The organism is Pantoea sp. SO10, from assembly GCF_005281435.1.
GTDB lineage: Bacteria > Pseudomonadota > Gammaproteobacteria > Enterobacterales > Enterobacteriaceae > Pantoea > Pantoea leporis.
This window is the reverse complement of sequence record NZ_CP040095.1, coordinates 2063445-2080285: the sequence shown is the minus strand read 5'-3', so window position 1 is coordinate 2080285 and position 16841 is coordinate 2063445. Positions and strand designations below refer to the sequence as shown.

At 55.1% G+C, this 16841-nt stretch carries 15 protein-coding genes and 1 pseudogene; 10 read left to right on the top strand and 6 right to left on the bottom strand.

The features are described from left to right. Nucleotides 1-162: 162 nt before the first annotated feature. The 4 genes from FCN45_RS09700 to FCN45_RS09685 all read right to left on the bottom strand — a co-directional run bounded on the left by FCN45_RS09700 (nucleotide 163) and on the right by FCN45_RS09685 (nucleotide 5298). Complete coding sequence (locus FCN45_RS09700; RefSeq protein ID WP_137385799.1) at nucleotides 163-1116, bottom strand: sugar-binding transcriptional regulator; 954 nt, start codon at nucleotides 1114-1116, stop codon at nucleotides 163-165. 148 nt (nucleotides 1117-1264) lie between these two features. Continuing rightward, a complete protein-coding gene (locus FCN45_RS09695) occupies nucleotides 1265-2203 on the bottom strand; it encodes a sugar phosphate isomerase/epimerase (RefSeq protein ID WP_137385798.1) in 939 nt (312 codons plus the stop codon). Nucleotides 2204-2213: 10 nt separating this feature from the next. After that, nucleotides 2214-3740: a glycerol-3-phosphate dehydrogenase gene (locus FCN45_RS09690; RefSeq protein WP_137385797.1), complete on the bottom strand. Its 1527-nt coding sequence runs from the start codon at nucleotides 3738-3740 to the stop codon at nucleotides 2214-2216. 10 nt (nucleotides 3741-3750) lie between these two features. After that, nucleotides 3751-5298, bottom strand: a complete 1548-nt coding sequence (locus FCN45_RS09685; RefSeq protein ID WP_137385796.1) for an FGGY-family carbohydrate kinase — start codon at nucleotides 5296-5298, stop codon at nucleotides 3751-3753. A gap of 423 nt (nucleotides 5299-5721) precedes the next feature. Between FCN45_RS09685 and FCN45_RS09680 the strand changes: the two genes are divergently transcribed. From FCN45_RS09680 to FCN45_RS09645, 8 genes and pseudogenes are all read left to right on the top strand, one after another. Further along, a complete protein-coding gene (locus tag FCN45_RS09680) occupies nucleotides 5722-6375 on the top strand; it encodes a DUF2291 domain-containing protein (protein WP_137385795.1) in 654 nt (217 codons plus the stop codon). Further along, nucleotides 6372-7910, top strand: coding sequence for a sugar ABC transporter ATP-binding protein (locus tag FCN45_RS09675; protein WP_137385794.1), 1539 nt, complete (start codon nucleotides 6372-6374; stop codon nucleotides 7908-7910). The genes FCN45_RS09680 and FCN45_RS09675 overlap by 4 nt, the downstream gene beginning before the upstream one ends. 22 nt (nucleotides 7911-7932) lie before the next feature. Next, nucleotides 7933-8988 carry an ABC transporter permease gene (locus tag FCN45_RS09670; RefSeq protein WP_137385793.1) on the top strand — a complete coding sequence of 352 codons (1056 nt, stop codon included), beginning with the start codon at nucleotides 7933-7935 and terminating at the stop codon, nucleotides 8986-8988. Nucleotides 8989-9060: 72 nt separating this feature from the next. Continuing rightward, nucleotides 9061-10008 (top strand): D-ribose ABC transporter substrate-binding protein, encoded by a 948-nt coding sequence (locus FCN45_RS09665; RefSeq protein WP_137385792.1) that lies wholly within the window; start codon nucleotides 9061-9063, stop codon nucleotides 10006-10008. Nucleotides 10009-10194: 186 nt separating this feature from the next. After that, nucleotides 10195-11055 carry a DeoR/GlpR family DNA-binding transcription regulator gene (locus FCN45_RS09660; RefSeq protein WP_137385791.1) on the top strand — a complete coding sequence of 287 codons (861 nt, stop codon included), beginning with the start codon at nucleotides 10195-10197 and terminating at the stop codon, nucleotides 11053-11055. 195 nt (nucleotides 11056-11250) lie between these two features. Further along, nucleotides 11251-11670, top strand: a pseudogene (locus FCN45_RS09655) (YoaK family protein); the annotation flags it as partial. Between the two features lie 185 nt (nucleotides 11671-11855). Then, nucleotides 11856-12065 (top strand): glycine zipper 2TM domain-containing protein, encoded by a 210-nt coding sequence (locus tag FCN45_RS09650; protein ID WP_061718879.1) that lies wholly within the window; start codon nucleotides 11856-11858, stop codon nucleotides 12063-12065. Nucleotides 12066-12159: 94 nt separating this feature from the next. Next, nucleotides 12160-12591, top strand: a complete 432-nt coding sequence (locus FCN45_RS09645) for a hypothetical protein (RefSeq protein ID WP_137385790.1) — start codon at nucleotides 12160-12162, stop codon at nucleotides 12589-12591. Between the two features lie 536 nt (nucleotides 12592-13127). Here FCN45_RS09645 and FCN45_RS09640 read toward each other — a convergent pair. After that, complete coding sequence (locus tag FCN45_RS09640; protein ID WP_110866151.1) at nucleotides 13128-13436, bottom strand: hypothetical protein; 309 nt, start codon at nucleotides 13434-13436, stop codon at nucleotides 13128-13130. Nucleotides 13437-13561: 125 nt separating this feature from the next. On the opposite strand from FCN45_RS09640, the gene FCN45_RS09635 reads away from it, so the two are divergent. After that, the gene (locus tag FCN45_RS09635; protein ID WP_137385789.1) at nucleotides 13562-13843 is read left to right on the top strand and encodes a VF530 family DNA-binding protein; all 282 of its coding nucleotides are present in this window, start codon (nucleotides 13562-13564) and stop codon (nucleotides 13841-13843) included. A gap of 290 nt (nucleotides 13844-14133) precedes the next feature. Further along, nucleotides 14134-15564 carry a cytosine permease gene (locus FCN45_RS09630; protein WP_137385788.1) on the top strand — a complete coding sequence of 477 codons (1431 nt, stop codon included), beginning with the start codon at nucleotides 14134-14136 and terminating at the stop codon, nucleotides 15562-15564. A 156-nt stretch (nucleotides 15565-15720) separates the two neighbouring features. Here the strand turns inward: FCN45_RS09630 and FCN45_RS09625 are convergent, their stop codons facing one another. Continuing rightward, nucleotides 15721-16839 carry a beta-propeller fold lactonase family protein gene (locus FCN45_RS09625; RefSeq protein ID WP_137385787.1) on the bottom strand — a complete coding sequence of 373 codons (1119 nt, stop codon included), beginning with the start codon at nucleotides 16837-16839 and terminating at the stop codon, nucleotides 15721-15723. Nucleotides 16840-16841: the final 2 nt, after the last annotated feature.

The following is a 16841-nucleotide window of genomic DNA, read 5'->3' as shown; positions in this document are numbered from 1 at the left end:
TTGTTCCATACAGGGTACCAATAAACGTAATTTGTACTATATATGGAACATCTTAGCCTGATGTGAAGGGTTTTTTCAACGGCGCATAATGTCAGAGATGTTCACTGTGTAGTACCAATTACGCTTATTGGTACTACACAGTGAACACTTCTTCATTGCAATTCAGCCCACTAATGCCTGCGCGGTAACCTCATCCGTGATCAAACCGGTCACCAGACCGCTGGCCAGCACTGCGCGAATCGCGGCGACTTTACTGGCGCCGCCCGCCAGGGCGACAATCTCTGCGCGATGCGAGAGATCGAGATCCACTGACAACGTGCGGGCCGTTAGGTTGGTGTGAATCATCTGTCCGCTGGCATCGAAGAAGTGGCCCAGCAGCTCGCCGACCGCGCCGGATGAGGAGATATCATTGATCTCCGCTTCATCAATCATGCCGGCTTCAACCAGCTGAGCCGCGGGTTCCACGGTGCCAATTCCCACCAGTTTGACTTCACTTTGCGCCGCCATGGCAAACACCTCGCTCACGCCGCGCTGCGCCAGTAACACTTGGCGATCTTCCTGGGTATTGGCAAAGAAAGGCACGGGCATCATGTAGGCCTGCGCACCGGTTTTCTCGGCGATGCGGTGCATAACGTCGTGAGGATTGAGCGCGTAGTTGCGGGTTAAACAGCCGAGCAGCGAGACAAAGCGCATATGCGGCGCATCAATACGTGGCAATTGATGGATGGCGGCGGAAAGGGTGCGGCCATGCCCCAGACCCAAGGTGGTAGAAGGCGACGCGGTGAGCAGGTTACGCAGGTAATCCGCGCCCGCCATGCCCAGCGCGCGGACCGGCAAGCCTTCTTCGCCGAGATCGGGGGCGACATGACAGAAGTTAAGCGCGAATTTCGCGCGCAGACGATCTTCTAATTCGACGCAGGCGACGATATCGCCATCAATCGACACCTTTACCGCGCCTTCCGCCACCATGCGCGCAATCATGCGGTGCGTTTTCACCGACGGCAGCCCGAGTCGTTTCGCCACTTCCGCCTGCGTTAAACCGCCGACGTAGTGCAGCCAGGCGGCGCGCAGCGCCAGAGATTCGTCGCGTTCAGTCGAGGTTGGTGCCGGTTTCATGGGTTGTCCTTTGGTTTATATGGTGCGCTTAAGCCCTCATCCCAACCTTCTCCCACAAGTGGGAGAAGGGGCCGTTCGAGCAGCGTGCGCGGACAGTTCCCTCGCCCGCTTGCGGGAGAGGGTTAGGGTGAGGGGGAAACCGCGCCCCTCACTCCGCCAAATGCAGATCATGCACGCCGGTATCAATATGCCCGGCCCAAAAGGCGACGCTTTCGGCGATCTCCGCCACCACGTTGCTATCGGTTGGCTCGCGCTCTTTAAAGCTCAGCTCAAGGCAGATCTCATTATCCTGCGCTCCGCCGCGCGCCAGCGCGTCCAGCAGCGGCTGCGGCTGAATGCGGCCGCCGGCATTGTACTGCAATGTAAAAGGTCTGTGTCCGCCTTTATCCAGCATGCTCTGTTTAATATGGATAATCGGCGAGTAACGCGGCACCGCTTCGGCCCACGCATAAGGATCGTAATCGCGCGGATCGGCGGAAGTGACATCTCCGTGATCGATATCCGCCATCATCCACATCGGCAGCGCCATTGGGGCAGCACTCAAACGCTGCTGTAGCGCCAGACAGGCCGGAATGGTTTCGCCAAACTCGCGGCCCACGCTCATGGGTTCCCAAAACAGGTATTTCAATCCGGCGGCTTTAGCGTGTTCGGCAACGTCGGCCCAGCAATCAATGGCGATGTCGATCAGTGCGTCGCGGCGCGCAACATCGTTGAAATCCTGCTGGGTAAAAATGGCGAACTGCGAACCCACCGCGTCGCCGCCCAGCTCGGCGGTGATATCAGCGAAGGTTTTAAACCAGTCAACATAATAGCGGCGCACTTCGACATCAGGATGACCAAAATGGTTGAGGCGACCATAGGGTCCGGTCATGCCGGAGGTCACGCGCACGCCGGTGGCGCGTAGCGCCTGCTGCATCTTGCGCGTCATGCGCAAGATGGTCGCAGCAGGCCAGCCGGGATTGATAAATTCATGGGTGAGCTGCACATCACGGATGCGGATCTGCTGCGCCACGGTGGTAATCAAATCCTGCGGGTCGGCAAAGCGGTTCACCAACGGATTAGTGTTCAGTGACAGCGTTAACGGCATGATTCACCTCTTATCCGGCATGCGCACGCAGCGGCGCGGGAGCAGCAAAGGTAGCGTTGAACCACAGGGTGAAAGCCTGTTGCTGCGCGTCATCGAGGTGCAACTTATGCTTGGTGCGCCGCCACAACACATCCTCGGCCTGCTGCGCCCACTCGTTTTCCACCAAATAACGCACCTCGGCTTCGTACAGCTGCCCACCAAAATGGCGGCCAAGATCGCCCAGCGCATTGGCATGACCGATCAGCTTATCGATACGCGTGCCATACAGCCGCGCATAGTGTTTACGCAGCGCCTGCGGTAGCCACGGCCAGCGCGCTTTGACCTGCTCTAAGAAACTGTCGAAATCGGCGTGTGGCATATCGCCGCCCGGTAAGGTGGCGTCCCGCGTCCAGTCCGCGCCCATGTTGGGGAAGAACGGCGCCAGTTTCTGTATCGCATGTTCAGCCAGCTTGCGGAAGGTGGTGATCTTGCCGCCAAACACATGCAGCAGCGGGGCGTTTTGTTGATCGTCGAGGTCAAACACGTAATCACGCGTCACTGCCGATGGATTGCCTTTGCCGTCATCAAACAGCGGACGCACGCCGGAGAAGCGCGTGATCACATCGCTGGCGCGCAGTTTCACCTTGAAGTAGCGATTCACCACGTCGATCAGGTATTGCTGTTCGCTGTCGTCGGCGGTAACCGCTTCCGCTTTGCCTTGCCACGGAATATCGGTGGTGCCGATCAGCGCTTTATCACCTTCATACGGGTTGATAAAGATCACTCGCTTGTCGGTGTTCTGCACCAGATACGCCTGCTGACCTTCCCAGAATTTCGGCACGATGATGTGCGAGCCTTTGACCAGCCGCACGTTGCGACTGCTTTTGGTGTGCGTGACCTGATTGACGATATCCAGCACCCACGGTCCGGCGGCGTTGACCAGCACTTTGGCAAACACGGTGCGTGAGGTACCGCTGGCATCCTGCAGGGTGATTTCCCACTTGCCGTTATGACGTGTCGCCGCTACGCAGCGGGTACGCGGCAGAATGGTGGCGCCGCGCTCGGCGGCATCCAGCGCATTCAGCGTCACCAGCCGCGCATCATCCACCCAGCAATCGGAGTACTCGAATCCTTTACTGTAACTGTCCAGCAGCGGCGCACCTTCAGGATCGCGGCGTAAATTCAGCGAACGCGTGCCCGGCAGTTTCTGACGGCCGCCAAGGTGGTCATAAAGAAACAGGCCAAGGCGCACCAGCCACGCCGGGCGATCGGTTGGGCTGTGCGGCAAGACAAACCGCATCGGCCAGATGATATGCGGCGCGGCGTTGAGCAGCACTTCGCGCTCGATCAGCGCCTCACGCACCAGCCGAAACTCGTAATACTCCAGATAACGCAGCCCGCCGTGCACCAGCTTGCCGGAGCGCGATGAGGTGCCCTGCGCGAGGTCATCTTTCTCGCACATCATCACCGACAATCCGCGACCGGCAGCGTCACGCGCGATACCAGCACCGTTGATACCGCCGCCAATCACAAACAGATCCAGCATGTGTTCACTCATGATTTACTCCTCAAAACTGTTTTAGCGCGTGCCAGGCGGCAGGAAGATCGTTACGCAGCTGCTGATAGGTGGGAAACAGCTGGTTATAGCGCTGCATCAGTTCGCTCGCGGGCGCTTCGGGCGCATCCAGCAGCGGCATTACCCAGGTTTTGACGCAGCTCTCCATCGACGGATACGCGCCAATCGCCACCGCCGCCATCATCGCGGCACCGGCCGCTCCGGCTTCGTCGCGCTGGCTGATACGCACTGGCGCACCAATGCAGGCAGATAAAATCTGGCGTAACGGCTGCGAACGCACCGCGCCGCCGGTTAAACGAATTTCTCCCGGCAAACTGCCCATCGCCTGATAGCAATCGCGCGCTGCAAAACCGATACCTTCAATGACCGCCCGCACCAGATCGCCAAAATTGTGGGTGTAACTTAGGCCGGTAAAGCTGGCGCGCGCCTCGGCATTAACAAACGGTCCGCGCTCACCGGCAATCGAGATATACGGGTGATAGAGCAGGCTGCCGGGCTTCGCCGCGTTGAGCCAGCGATCGATATGGCCCACCAAACGGGCATGATCGATTTCACAGCCAAAGCTGTTAAGCAGATCGCTGGCGAGATTCAGTAGCCAGTCAAGATTGAGCGTTGATGCCATATTGGTTTGCACCTGCGTGACATAGCCCGGCCACGGCAGCGGGATCACGTAGCCGGTTTGTGCCGGATTCAGCCACACCTCATCAATGGTGACGCTGCGCAGATGTACGCCGGTCGAGCCAACAATCGAGCAGGCGGTATTGGCTTCGCCGGTGTGCACGCCTGCGCCAAGCGCGGTCATCGCCATATCGACATAGCCGAGGCAGATTGGCGTGCCAGCCCGTAAACCGGTGGCCTGCGCGGCTTCCGCGGTTAACGGATGCGTGGTGTCTGTGCCTTCAATGATCTCCGGCAGCAGATGACGATGCTGTTCCAGGCCTAGCGCGGCAATCACCTGATCGTCATAGCGCTGGTGGCGGAAGTTGCCAAAGGTAAAGCTGGCCTCAGAAGGATCAGTGGCGCGGATGCCGGTGAGATTGAGGTAGAGCCAATCTTTGCAGTGCAGCACCACTTCGCTGTTAGCTAACAGCTCGGGATAGAGGTGATCCATGTGCGCCAACTGCGATCCCTGCTGACAGGTGTTGAGTCCGGTGCCAGTAGCGCGAAAGCGCTCGGCGGCTAACGGGTGCTGATTGAGTTTTTCAACCGTTGGTGCCGCACGCGCATCCAGCCAGATCCAGGCATCGCCGACCGGCTGATTGTTGGCACCCACCAGCCAGCTGCCGTCGCCTTGCGCGGTGACGGCCACGGCAACCACCCGCGCGGCCAGGTTGTCGACACGCTCGCCCAGTTTGCGTATCGCCGTGACTGCATCCTGCCAGGTTTGGCTCATTGACTGCTGCGCTGCGCCGCCTTCGCTGCGGTAATAACGGTTACGCACCGATGCGCATGCCAGTTGCGTGCCTTCCAGATCAAACGCCACCGCTTTAACCACTGAGGTGCCGGAATCCAGACCCAGAATGATATCGCCACTGTCCACATACACCTCCGAAAGAAGAAGAGTTCAATTCATCGCCGCCAAAACCGAAAGGTGTTAACGGGCTGTGATGAATTTGCTAAATAATGTCTTACACCACTTCTCACTGAGATAACATATCAACTGTATTATTTTTCGATAAAACCAATAAATTTCACTTGAAATAGCGATTGCGATCACGAATTAGGCGTCAAAACCTTACAGGTAGAAATGAGATAACACGGCGAACAGGCTGATAAGGCGGGGTTTATTGCGCTTTGTGATGGGGCCGACATCAATTAAGCGATCCAGATCGCTCTCCTGAAAAAATTGCGCGTCACCTGTTGACAATTTAGTCACATCAGCACAATCCTCATCACACAAGTTATCACATTTATAACATTATCGGCGCGATTATCGCAGCTGATGTCAGTGAGAGGTCACGTTATGTCCGATGTCTCAATCCAGGCCCAGCAAATTTCCCGCAAGCGCGTCCAGCGCTACGCCACCCTCGGCGTGATGGTGATTGCGCTGATCGCGGCGATGGCGCTCGACACCAAGGTGGTAAAAATTGGCTCCGCCGATGATGCGCAGGAGCAAGGCTTCTCGCCCGAGAGTTACGGCCAGAAAACTTTCCCGACTATCCAGCAGGATGTGGCATCACGCGCAGTAGACGCCAAAACGTTAGCCGATGCGCTGCAAACTAATCAGCAGGAAGCGGTGCAGAAATATGGCGTTGGCGCACCGCTGCCGGTCTTTGCCGTCAAGTTCTCCGGCGTGGTGCAAGCCGGGCAGATGGGCATCTTCCCGATGAAAATCGATGGATTAGCAGGTGATATGCAGGTGCGGCTGCAAACCGGTCCAGCGATCACTGGTACCGATCTGCGTGACGCTAACGGCAAGATCCAGTTCGGTGATTTCACGAACCAAATCGAATATCAAAATGCCGGTTCCGCCATCAATCGTGCGATGAAAAGCGCGGTGCTCGACAAGCTGGATCGTGATGCGTTGCCGGGAAAAACCGTGCAGGTGGTTGGCGTGTTCCGCTCACTCAACGCGAAAAACTGGATGGTGACGCCGGTCAGCATGGAGGTGAAATGAAACCGTTCAACCTCAATCCCGCCTTGCTGAAAGGCGAAGTGATCCTGCAAGCGCGCAACGTCAGCAAAGTGTACGGCTCCACGCACGCGCTGAAGGGCGTCAATTTCGAAATTCGTCGTGGCGAAGTGACCACGCTGTTTGGTGAAAACGGCGCGGGTAAATCGACGCTGATGAAAATTTTGTCTGGTGTGATTACGCCAACAACCGGGGAAATCTTGTTACACGGCGAGGAGAAGACCTTTCGATCCGCCACCGAAGCGCGTGACTGTGGCATCTCGATTATCCATCAGGAGCTGAATCTCGCGCCGAATATGAACGTGCGCGACAACATCTTTATGGGCCGCGAAATCATGAAGCCGGGCGGCGTCGATTATGCCGAAGAGGCGCGCGTGACGGCGCACCTGATGGCGGCGCTGGAGGAGGAGATCGATCCGCTGACGCCGGTGGAAAACCTGCGTCTGGGACAGCAGCAGATTGTGGAGATTGCCCGCGCGCTGTCGGTGAATTCGCAGATTCTGATCATGGATGAACCGACCTCGGCACTGAGCGCGGCAGAAGTGGCGGTGCTATTTCAGGTGATCCGTGATTTAACCAGCCAGGGCGTGGCGATTGTCTATATCTCGCATCACCTGGAAGAGGCGTTGGAGATTACCGATCGGGCGGTGGTGCTGCGCGATGGCGTGATGACCGCCTATGCCAAACGCGATGAGATCGATCTCGAATGGATCGTGCGCAACATGGTGGGCGATCACTTTGATCTGGGATCGCCGCCGCAGGGCTACGACTTCGGGCTGCCAGCGCTGACGGTGAAAGATCTGACGGTGAAAAGTAAAACCGGCATTCGGCTGGTGGACAACTTATCGCTGGCGGTGCAAGCCGGGGAGATTGTCTGCATTTACGGGCTGATGGGCGCGGGGCGCACCGAGCTGCTGGAGTGCATCGCCGGACGTCTGCAGCAAAGCAGCGGTCACATTCTGCTGCAGGACACCGATATCTCCGCGCTGACCATCTCACAACGCATTCAAATTGGGCTGGCGCTGGTGCCGGAAGATCGGCAGCGCGATGGCCTGGTACAAACCATGTCGGTGGGGGAAAACCTGTCGCTGGCCAGCATCGGCGACTTTGTACGCGGACTGGTGCTCTCCAGAAGCCGGGAAAAACAGCTGGTCAACGACAGCATTCGTAACGTGACGGTGAAAACCGCTAGCGGCGATGCGGCGATTGGATCGCTCTCCGGCGGCAATCAACAAAAAGTGGTGATCGGCAAAATGCTCGCCACCCGTCCCAAAGTGATACTGCTGGATGAGCCGAGCCGCGGCATCGACATCGGCGCTAAAGCGGAAGTGTTTCGCCTGCTGGCGGAGAACGCCAAAAAGGGGCTGGCGGTGGTGTATACCACCTCGGAAGTGGGCGAATGCCTGAGTATTGCCCATCGCATTGTGGTGATGAGCAAAGGGCGCATCTCCGCCATCTTCGACGCCAGCGTCAGTAAAGAACGCATTATGGCCGCTTCAGGCGAGTCTTTGGTGGCATGACATGAAAAGTGGAGCAAAAGGTATGACTGACAGAACCCAAACGCTGGACACGCCGCCGGTGGTAAACAAGAAAAAAAGCGACAAGCAGCTGAATGTGGCGCGTCTGCTGCTGGAAGGGCGCGCGTTTATCGCGCTGCTGGTGATTATCGCTACCTTCTCCATGTTGTCGCCCAACTACTTTACCGGCGCTAACTTTCTCACCATGGCGTCGCACGTGGCGATCTTCGGTTTGCCGGCGATCGGCATGCTGCTGGTGATCCTCAACGGTGGCATCGATTTATCGGTGGGCTCCACGCTCGGTCTCGCTGGAGTGATGGCCGGATTTATGATGCAGGGCATCAGCCTAGAAGCGCTCGGCGTGGTGCTCTATCTGCCGGTGTGGGCGGTGGCGATTTTGACGCTGGTGGTGGGCGCGCTGGTGGGATTAGTCAACGGCGTGCTGATCGCCTGGTTCCGCGTTCCGGCCTTCGTCGCCACGCTCGGCACCATGTATGTGGCGCGCGGCATTGCGCTGCTGATCACTAATGGTCTGACCTACAACAAACTCTCCGGCAGCGAAGCGCTGGGGAATACCGGTTTCGACTGGCTCGGTTTTAATCGCCTCTTCAATATCCCGGTTGGCGTGCTGGTGCTGGGCGTGGTGGCGCTGGCGTGTGGTTTCCTGCTTAGCCGCTCAGCGTTTGGTCGCTGGCTGTACGCGTCGGGTGGTAACGAACGTGCGGCCGATCTGTCGGGTGTGCCGGTGAAGCGCATCAAAATCAGCGTCTATGTGTTGTCTGGCGTCTGCGCGGCACTCGCCGGGCTGGTGCTCTCCTCACAGCTTACCTCGGCCGGCCCAACCGCTGGTACCACTTATGAACTGACTGCGATTGCGGCAGTGGTGATTGGTGGCGCGGCCCTGACCGGTGGACGCGGCAACGTGCGCGGCACGCTGCTTGGCGCGTTCGTGATTGGTTTTCTCTCTGATGGCCTGGTGATTATCGGCGTCTCTGCTTACTGGCAGACGGTGTTCACTGGTGCCGTGATCGTGCTGGCGGTATTGCTCAACACCTTGCAATACGGACGACGCGCTCGCTAACTCACGCGCGCTGTTTCAGCAGCGCGCGGATATCCGTAAAACCTGTACCCAAATAATAACGGAGCACCAACTATGTTCACTAAACGTCTCTTCATCGCGGCTGCGGCTATGGCTATCACCACTTTTGCTGCACCCACCTGGGCAGATAACGCGTTAATGACCATCATCGTTAACGATCCTTCCAACCCTTACTGGCTAACGGAAGGCCAGGTAGCGCAGAAAGCGGCGGAAAAGCTGGGCTACAGCGCCAAAGTCAGTGCGCACAAAGGCGATACCAATACCGAAAGTCAGCTGATTGATACGGCGATCACCAATAAATCGAAGGCGATTATTCTCGATCCGGCGAACGCCGATGGTTCGGTCGGCTCGGTGAAAAAGGCCATCGCCGCCAATATTCCGGTATTTATCATCAATGCCGAACTGAACCAGAGCGGGCTCGCCAAAGCGCAGTTGGTTTCTAACAACGCGCAGGGCGCGGCGGTTGGCGCAATGGAGTGGGTGAAGCAGGTGGGCGATAGTGCGAACTATGTCGAGCTGGTCGGCCCGCCGTCAGATAATAACGCCGCTACCCGCGCCAACGGTTTTGATACGGTGCTGTCGCAATATCCCACGCTGAAGAAAGTCGGTCAGGAAGTGGCTAACTGGGATCGCACACAAGGCTTCAACAAAATGCAGTCATTGCTGCAAGCCAATCCCAACATTAAAGGCGTGATCAGCGGCAACGACGAAATGGCGCTGGGCGCGATCGCTGCGTTGAAAGAAGCTGGTAAGCTGAATCAGATCAAAGTCGGCGGTTTTGACGGTTCACCGGATGCGGTTGACGCTGTGAAAGCCGGTACGCTGGCCTACACTGTGATGCAGCCGGTGGCGCAGTTCGCGCAGAAAGCGGTAGAGCAGGCGGATAGCTTCCTGAAAACCGGTAAGACCGGTGCGGCCTCGGAGAAGCAGCTGTTTGACTGCATCCTGATCACTAAAGAGAACGCCGGTAACTTTGCTTCACCGTTTGTTCTGAAGCAGTAAAAGTTGCGCAATAAATTGCGCCACTGCGCTAGGTGCGTTTTTTATAACAACCACCTTTGAAACGCACGTATTCGTAGCGGCGCGATTTATCACGCAGTGTAACGTTAGTCGCAATTTGCCAAAATCCGTATTAAACGCTGTAATGAGTGCCGAAAACGCTTCTAGCTTCACTTTCCCGGATGAAATATGGCGCATAACCCGCAGGACTCTTCACTTGGCGTATTTATGGCCGAAACCTTACCCAGCGATAGCCGCCAGGCGCGTCAACTGGCCCGTCGCCAGTTAATCGCCGAAGCGGTGATGGCAGAAGGGGCGATTCGCATCGAAGACATCACCGATCGCTTCGGCATCAGTTTGATGACCGCCCATCGTGATATCGACGAAATGGTTGAGCGTGGCCTGCTGCATAAATCGCGCGGCGTGGTGTCCGCGACGCCAACTAGCCTGGTTGAATCCAGCGATATCTATCGCGCCACGCGTCAGCTGGAGGAGAAACAGGCGATTGCCGATGTCGCCGCGACCTACCTCGAACCGGGACAGGCGATTTTCCTCGATGATTCCACCACCGTGCAGCAGATGGCGCGGCTGCTCTCGGCGCGCGCGCCGCTAACGGTAATCACCAATTCCCTGACCTTAATGAACGAGCTGCGCAATGGCCGCGATATCACATTGATGGGCCTCGGCGGACAGTTCTATCACTGGTGCAATGCTTTTATGGGCCGCATGACGCGGGATGAAATTGCCAGCCTGCGCGCGGATGTGTTTTTCGTCAGCATGTCAGCGATTATCGATGATGCAGTGTTCCACCAATCCGCCGAAACGGTGGAGACTAAGCGCGCGATGTTTGATGCCGCGCAGAAGCGCATTCTGATGATGGATAACACCAAGTTTGAACGCCGGGCGCTGCACCGTTTTGCGCATCTGAGTGAATTCGATGTGGTAATTGTTAATCAGGGCACGCCGGTGCCTATTTTGCGGCGGATGCAGGATTTAGGCGTGAATGTGGTGGTCGCCCCGATGAAAATAAATCATTCGGTTAATGCCTGAAAAGGCGGGTACCCTAAATGGCGACCTTTATATGGCATGCCAATCTTTACATTAATTTAAATATATCCCGCCTCGTTGATTTTTTTTACTTTCTTTAATCTGCTCAGCGTCTTATTCGGGGATTTCCTGGTTATGTACGCTGCGTAGTGCTCTATGGTTATTATTCGGCCCTGGTTCAGAATAATGAGGTATCTGATGCTGATTAAACTTAAACGCACACGAACGCATGATGAGGACAGGAATCTGGCAATGTGGCTCGCCACGGCCGCCGGCGTGCTCAATGCAATCGCCTTGGGGGCGTTTGGCTTTTTCCCCTCGCATATGTCAGGTAATACCTCTCAATTATCCAGTGAAGTATCGAACGTTAATTTCCGTGATATCACCTTTTTAGCCACCATCCTGTTTGCCTTTGTTTGTGGTGCGGTCACGGCGAGAATGGTGGTGATCAGCGGATTAGCCAATGGCAATCGCATTATATTCTGCCAAATATTGTGGGTTGAAGGGCTGGCCTTAATAGCGTTATCGCTGTTTGAAATGTTCTTTTATTCGTCGGCCAACAACCGGGAAGTTATTGTCATTCTGGGTTTCCTGATGGGCGTGCATAATTCAACCTCAAAGGCGGCGACTTTTTCGCCGCCTCGCTAGTGCCAGCCGCAAATAAGAATTTTTACCTTCCGTCTCATCATAAAACACCTTAAATTCACGCCGACGAGCAGTGCCAGTCACAACAGATTGGGTATTTTAACAACAATCAAATAAACACTTTTGCATGCCATCTATTCATGGCAGTGAGGCTTTGTATGCTTTTAAAACGCAGCTGTAATATTGCTATTGTCGTACTGGTCATGTTTTCTGTTACCGCTTGTGGCATGTCGCATCGTGGCAGAAATACCGCGATTGGTGCCGGTGTTGGTGCGGTAGGCGGTGCGGTACTTACCGGTGGTAGCACCTTCGGTACATTGGGTGGCGCGGCGATCGGTGGTTTAATCGGACACGAAGTTAGCAGGTAAGGAAATATTCTCGCGTAACTATGAACTTTATTTCACTCTCATTTATGCTGCATAGGATATCAATACTGTTCCTACCGCAAAATGAGGTGATGACATGGAGTTCCACCGTAAAAACTGGCATGAGAAAGCCTTCGATTTAGCGAATCGAGGTATTTCACTTGATTCGCTGGGTGAGCATCAGGCTGCAGCCTGTTCATGGGGTGCAGCCGCTGAATTAGCCAAAGCGCATCTGCGAGATGACGATATCTATTTCTGGATTATGAGCGGCTATGGCGCAATATTAATCCAGTGTCAGCGCTATCAAGAAGCAATTGAAGCGGCGAAAGAAGCCCTCGACAGGGAAGCACAACTCAAACAAATACTTTCCCGAATGACGCTTGCGCGTGCGCTCTATGCTCTGGGTGCAATTGATGGCGCAAAATTTTATTTTCAGCAAATTTATGACATGAAAGGTGATGGCATTTTTGCTGCATTACCCGAATTCGAGCACGCCACCCTGAAGGATTTAGTCCGTTTCAGGAAATAACCGGAGAGGCTTTCTCTCCGGTAATCCTTCAGAAAACCAGCTGGACTTTAGCCGCACGCTCTTTATCCGCCGCCAGTTCGAGTGCGGCATTACCGGCAGTCTTTGCGCTCCTGCGTTAAGGACCATCACCGGCAGGCACGGACCGGGAGTGGGTATCATCCCGTTTTTCCTGTACCAGGCGAGCGTCGGAACAAAGTCGTGATGCCCAGAGCAAGTTCAGCAAGGCCAGGAACAAGCTGCTGATTACCGCGCAATCCACGGCGGCGGTTCGCCAGTGCCAGCGGCCCGGACTCGCGGTAACGCGCAAGCAGACGCCGGCAGCGCCGAACTCGTGATAGCGGTTCATCAACCTAAAAAGTGACATTATCAAATAGCACCCACAACCAAAGGGCGCATAATGTATATTATGTTAAATGAAGTATCTCATTGCGCACTTCAACCATCATCCGCTCATCACCTGCCTTCTTTCACCTCCGTCACCAACAATCCGTAACCCGCGATCATCCCGGCGACGGACTGTTGAACGCACGTTGCCGTTATCTGCGCCCTTTAATCACCGACGCCTTCCAGTTGAAATCACTGACTTCACTCTCTTTCAACGATTCAGGTTTCTTCCTGCGCGTTGGCGTTTTCTTTGCCTTTTCAGCCAGCGCTTTCTCTTTGGCCAGTTTCGTCGTCATAATCTGCTGCCGGGCTTCCGCAGTGAACTCTTTCTCTTTCTTTGCATCCGGCTCTTTGCCAGTGCGCTGGCGATACTTCTCCATCAATCCCTTAAACGCTTCTTCTACTGCAACGCGTTCACTGAGATTGAATTGATCGATGGAAATCATTTTCTTGTCGTTCATAGCGTTCCGTCCAATAGTGATTTTCTGGCAACAAGTGTACAGCATTTACCGGCAATGAAGATCGCACCATTGCCGCTTGCGTGGCTTTCTTGTAACCTTTGCCGTCAACATTTTAAGGATTTCCTATGAACGATCATCGCTCCAAAGATCCCTTGCACGGCGTCACGCTTGAGATGCAAATTAATGCGCTGGTCGCCCATTATGGCTGGGCCGAACTGGGTAAGCTCATCAATATCAACTGCTTCAAAAGCGATCCGAGCGTTAAATCGAGCCTGAAGTTTTTACGCCGCACACCTTGGGCACGCGCTGAGGTTGAAGCGCTGTATCTGGATTCACTGGATGATTTTGCTGCGGATAAGGCAGATGATTCCGCGCCAAATCCCTGGACCATGGGCAAAGATAAGTAATTTCTGGCGACAAAACCGGCAGCGCTACGTGAATTCTCGGCAACTTCCACCCTGCTCTTTTTGCAGAATTCACGTAGCGACATCATATAAGTTCTCCCATTTATCCTCCGCTCTGTCACTTTCATAACTTCCCAACCTTGCCCGCGTCATCACATTTTCCAATGACCGATCGTATTGTAAGTTTCCATGCTGCATGACAATATCGCTACATGTATATACATGTACCACCAAGAGAAGCCACATCACACTAACAATAATTTCCCACCTCTAGCCGTTTTAGCGAGGAAACTATGTCAGCCGAATCACCTGCAGCAGATTACGCCGGCGCAGAGAAAAAGCGCCTGTCAGAAACGCGATCCATTGATTACATTCCTCCGAGCGAACGCCACGGATATCCTTTTAGCCAGTTCACCTTGTGGTTTGGCGGCAATTTGCAAATCACCGCCATCGTAACCGGCGCACTGGCCGTGGTGTTGGGCGGCGATGTGGTATGGTCGATCATCGGCTTGCTGGTTGGGCAAGTTGTGGGCGCGGCGATCATGTCACTGCATGCCATTCAGGGACCGCGTCTCGGATTGCCGCAAATGATTACCAGCCGCATGCAGTTTGGCGTATATGGTGCGGTGATTCCGTTGGTGTTGGTGTGCATCATGTATGTCGGATTCTCTGCCAGCGGTACGGTGCTAGCTGGACAGGCGCTCGCCAAATTGATCAATACCAGCAATGCGTCAGGCATGATCCTGTTCAGTGCGATTATCGTCGTCATCGCGGTGCTGGGATATCGCGTGATTCACAAGCTCGGTAAAGTGGCCAGCGTAATTGGCGTGCTTGCCTTTGTTTACCTGTTTATCACGCTGCTCTCAACCCATGATCTGTCCGCGGTGTGGCAGAACCAGCATTTCACTGTCGCTAACTTCCTGCTTGCGGTTTCGTTGTCGTCGTCATGGCAGATTGCATTTTGCCCGTATGTTTCTGACTATTCGCGCTATTTACCGGCTAACGTCTCAGCCAAAAAACTTTTCAGCTGCGTTTTCTTCGGCACGGTTTTAGGAACGCAGGCTTCGATGACGTTGGGTGTAATTGTCGCGGCGATTGCCGGTAAGGCTTTCTCTGGCAACGAGGTTGGCTATATTGTCAGTTTAGGCAGCAGCGCTACGATGGCGATGGTGATCTATTTTGCGATCTGCTTCGGCAAAATCACTTTCACCACGCTGAATGCTTACGGCAGCTTTATGTCACTCACCACCATCGTTTCTGGCTTCCGTCAGAAAACCGCATTAAGTCGTGGCGGCCGCATTTTGTTTGTGGTGTTAATGGTGACCATTTCTTGTGTGATTGCGCTGATTAGCGAACCCGCTTTCCTGAAATCCTTCACTCATTTCCTGCTGTTTTTACTGGCTTTTTTTGTGCCATGGAGCGCAATCAGCCTGACCGACTTCTACCTGATCACCAAAGGTAAAGTCGATGTACCGGCGCTTTCCCAGCCCAACGGACGTTACGGTCGCTGGAACTGGGCGGGCATAATTGTCTACTTCTGCGGCGTGCTGGTGCAGTTGCCGTTCATTGATAATCCACTGCATCACGGTTCGTTAACCTGGATTTTTGCCGGTAATGATGTGTCATGGATTATTGGCTGGTTTATCACCGCACTGTTGTGGTTAGCCGCAAGAATGGTCGATCGTCGAGGGACCTTGTCGCACTCTATCTACCCTAATCAGTGACGTTGTCACGCATGTCGTATTAATGAATTGCGCTCACAAGTGCTTGCAACTTTGAGCGCATTATCATTCAGCCAGCCCATCGCTACACTTTAACCAACGAGAAATATAAGCAACTGTAAGGCGCACCTGGTCGCCATTAATGGCAATCCTTAGGGATTATTTGTAACTCACCACCGTCACCCAATTGGCGTCACCGCCTGCCGGTGCTTCGCCAACGCGCTTCAGCGCCCCGCTTTCTTGATCAATGGCATAGCTACCGGTCACCGCACTCTTTTCGCCGCTGGCAATCAACCAACGTCCGTCAGCGGTGATCGCGATGCCGCGCGGCTGTTTCTCCACTTGCCAGCTATCAATCAGCGTCAGTTTGCCGTCTGCTTTGTTAATCCGGTATCCGCTGATGGTGCTGCTGGTCCGCTCGCTGACATAGAGAAAACGGCCATCCGGCGTCAGACGAATATCGGCCGCCCAGATGCGCGGCGTGGTGTCGCTGTAGCCCGGCGGTCGCTCTTTGCCGTGTTGCAGTTGATATTTTTCCGCTACTGCATTTGGCGTCTCCGCCACTTTCACCAGCTCACCGCTGGCTTCACGACGAAACTGCGTAAGGATGCCGCCCATTTCACCAATGTTGTAGAGATAGCGATTATCCGGCGACAACACCGAATGGCGCGGTCCGTTTTCTGTCGCCGTTTTAACATAGCCGTTGCCTAACCCCGAAAGCTCTCCCTCGGCGCTCAGTTTCAATTGCAGCACGCGATCGGTGCCGAGATTGCCGACATAAGCCTGCTCGCCGCTCGCATCAACAATCACCGAGTGCGCGGCATGTCCGGTTTTGTAACTCCCGACCGGCGTCGCAATCAGCTTGCCGTCGCTATTGAGTCGATAAACGTGCACCACATCGCCATCATAGGAAGCGCCCAGCAGAAAACGACCCTGCGGATCCGTGCTGATATAGGGATAACTGGCCGCAGCGGATACGCTATTCAACGGGCTGAGATCGCCCGTTTTGCTGTCGATGTTCCAGCTCACCAGTTGCAGCGGTTTACTGCGAATCGCGGCGTACAGATGTTTATGATCGGCGCTCAACGCCATCGGCATCACTTTGCCGCCGGCCTGAGTGCGTCCCAATAGTTGCAATGCACCGGTTTGCTCGTTCAGCGCGTAGCGCGCAATGGTGCCATCATCGGCTTCTGAAACGTAGACAAAAGTCTGCGCCAGCAACGGCGCGCTGGCGGCCAACGATGCTAAAAGCGTCGCCGCGCGTAATAGGTTCTTCATGC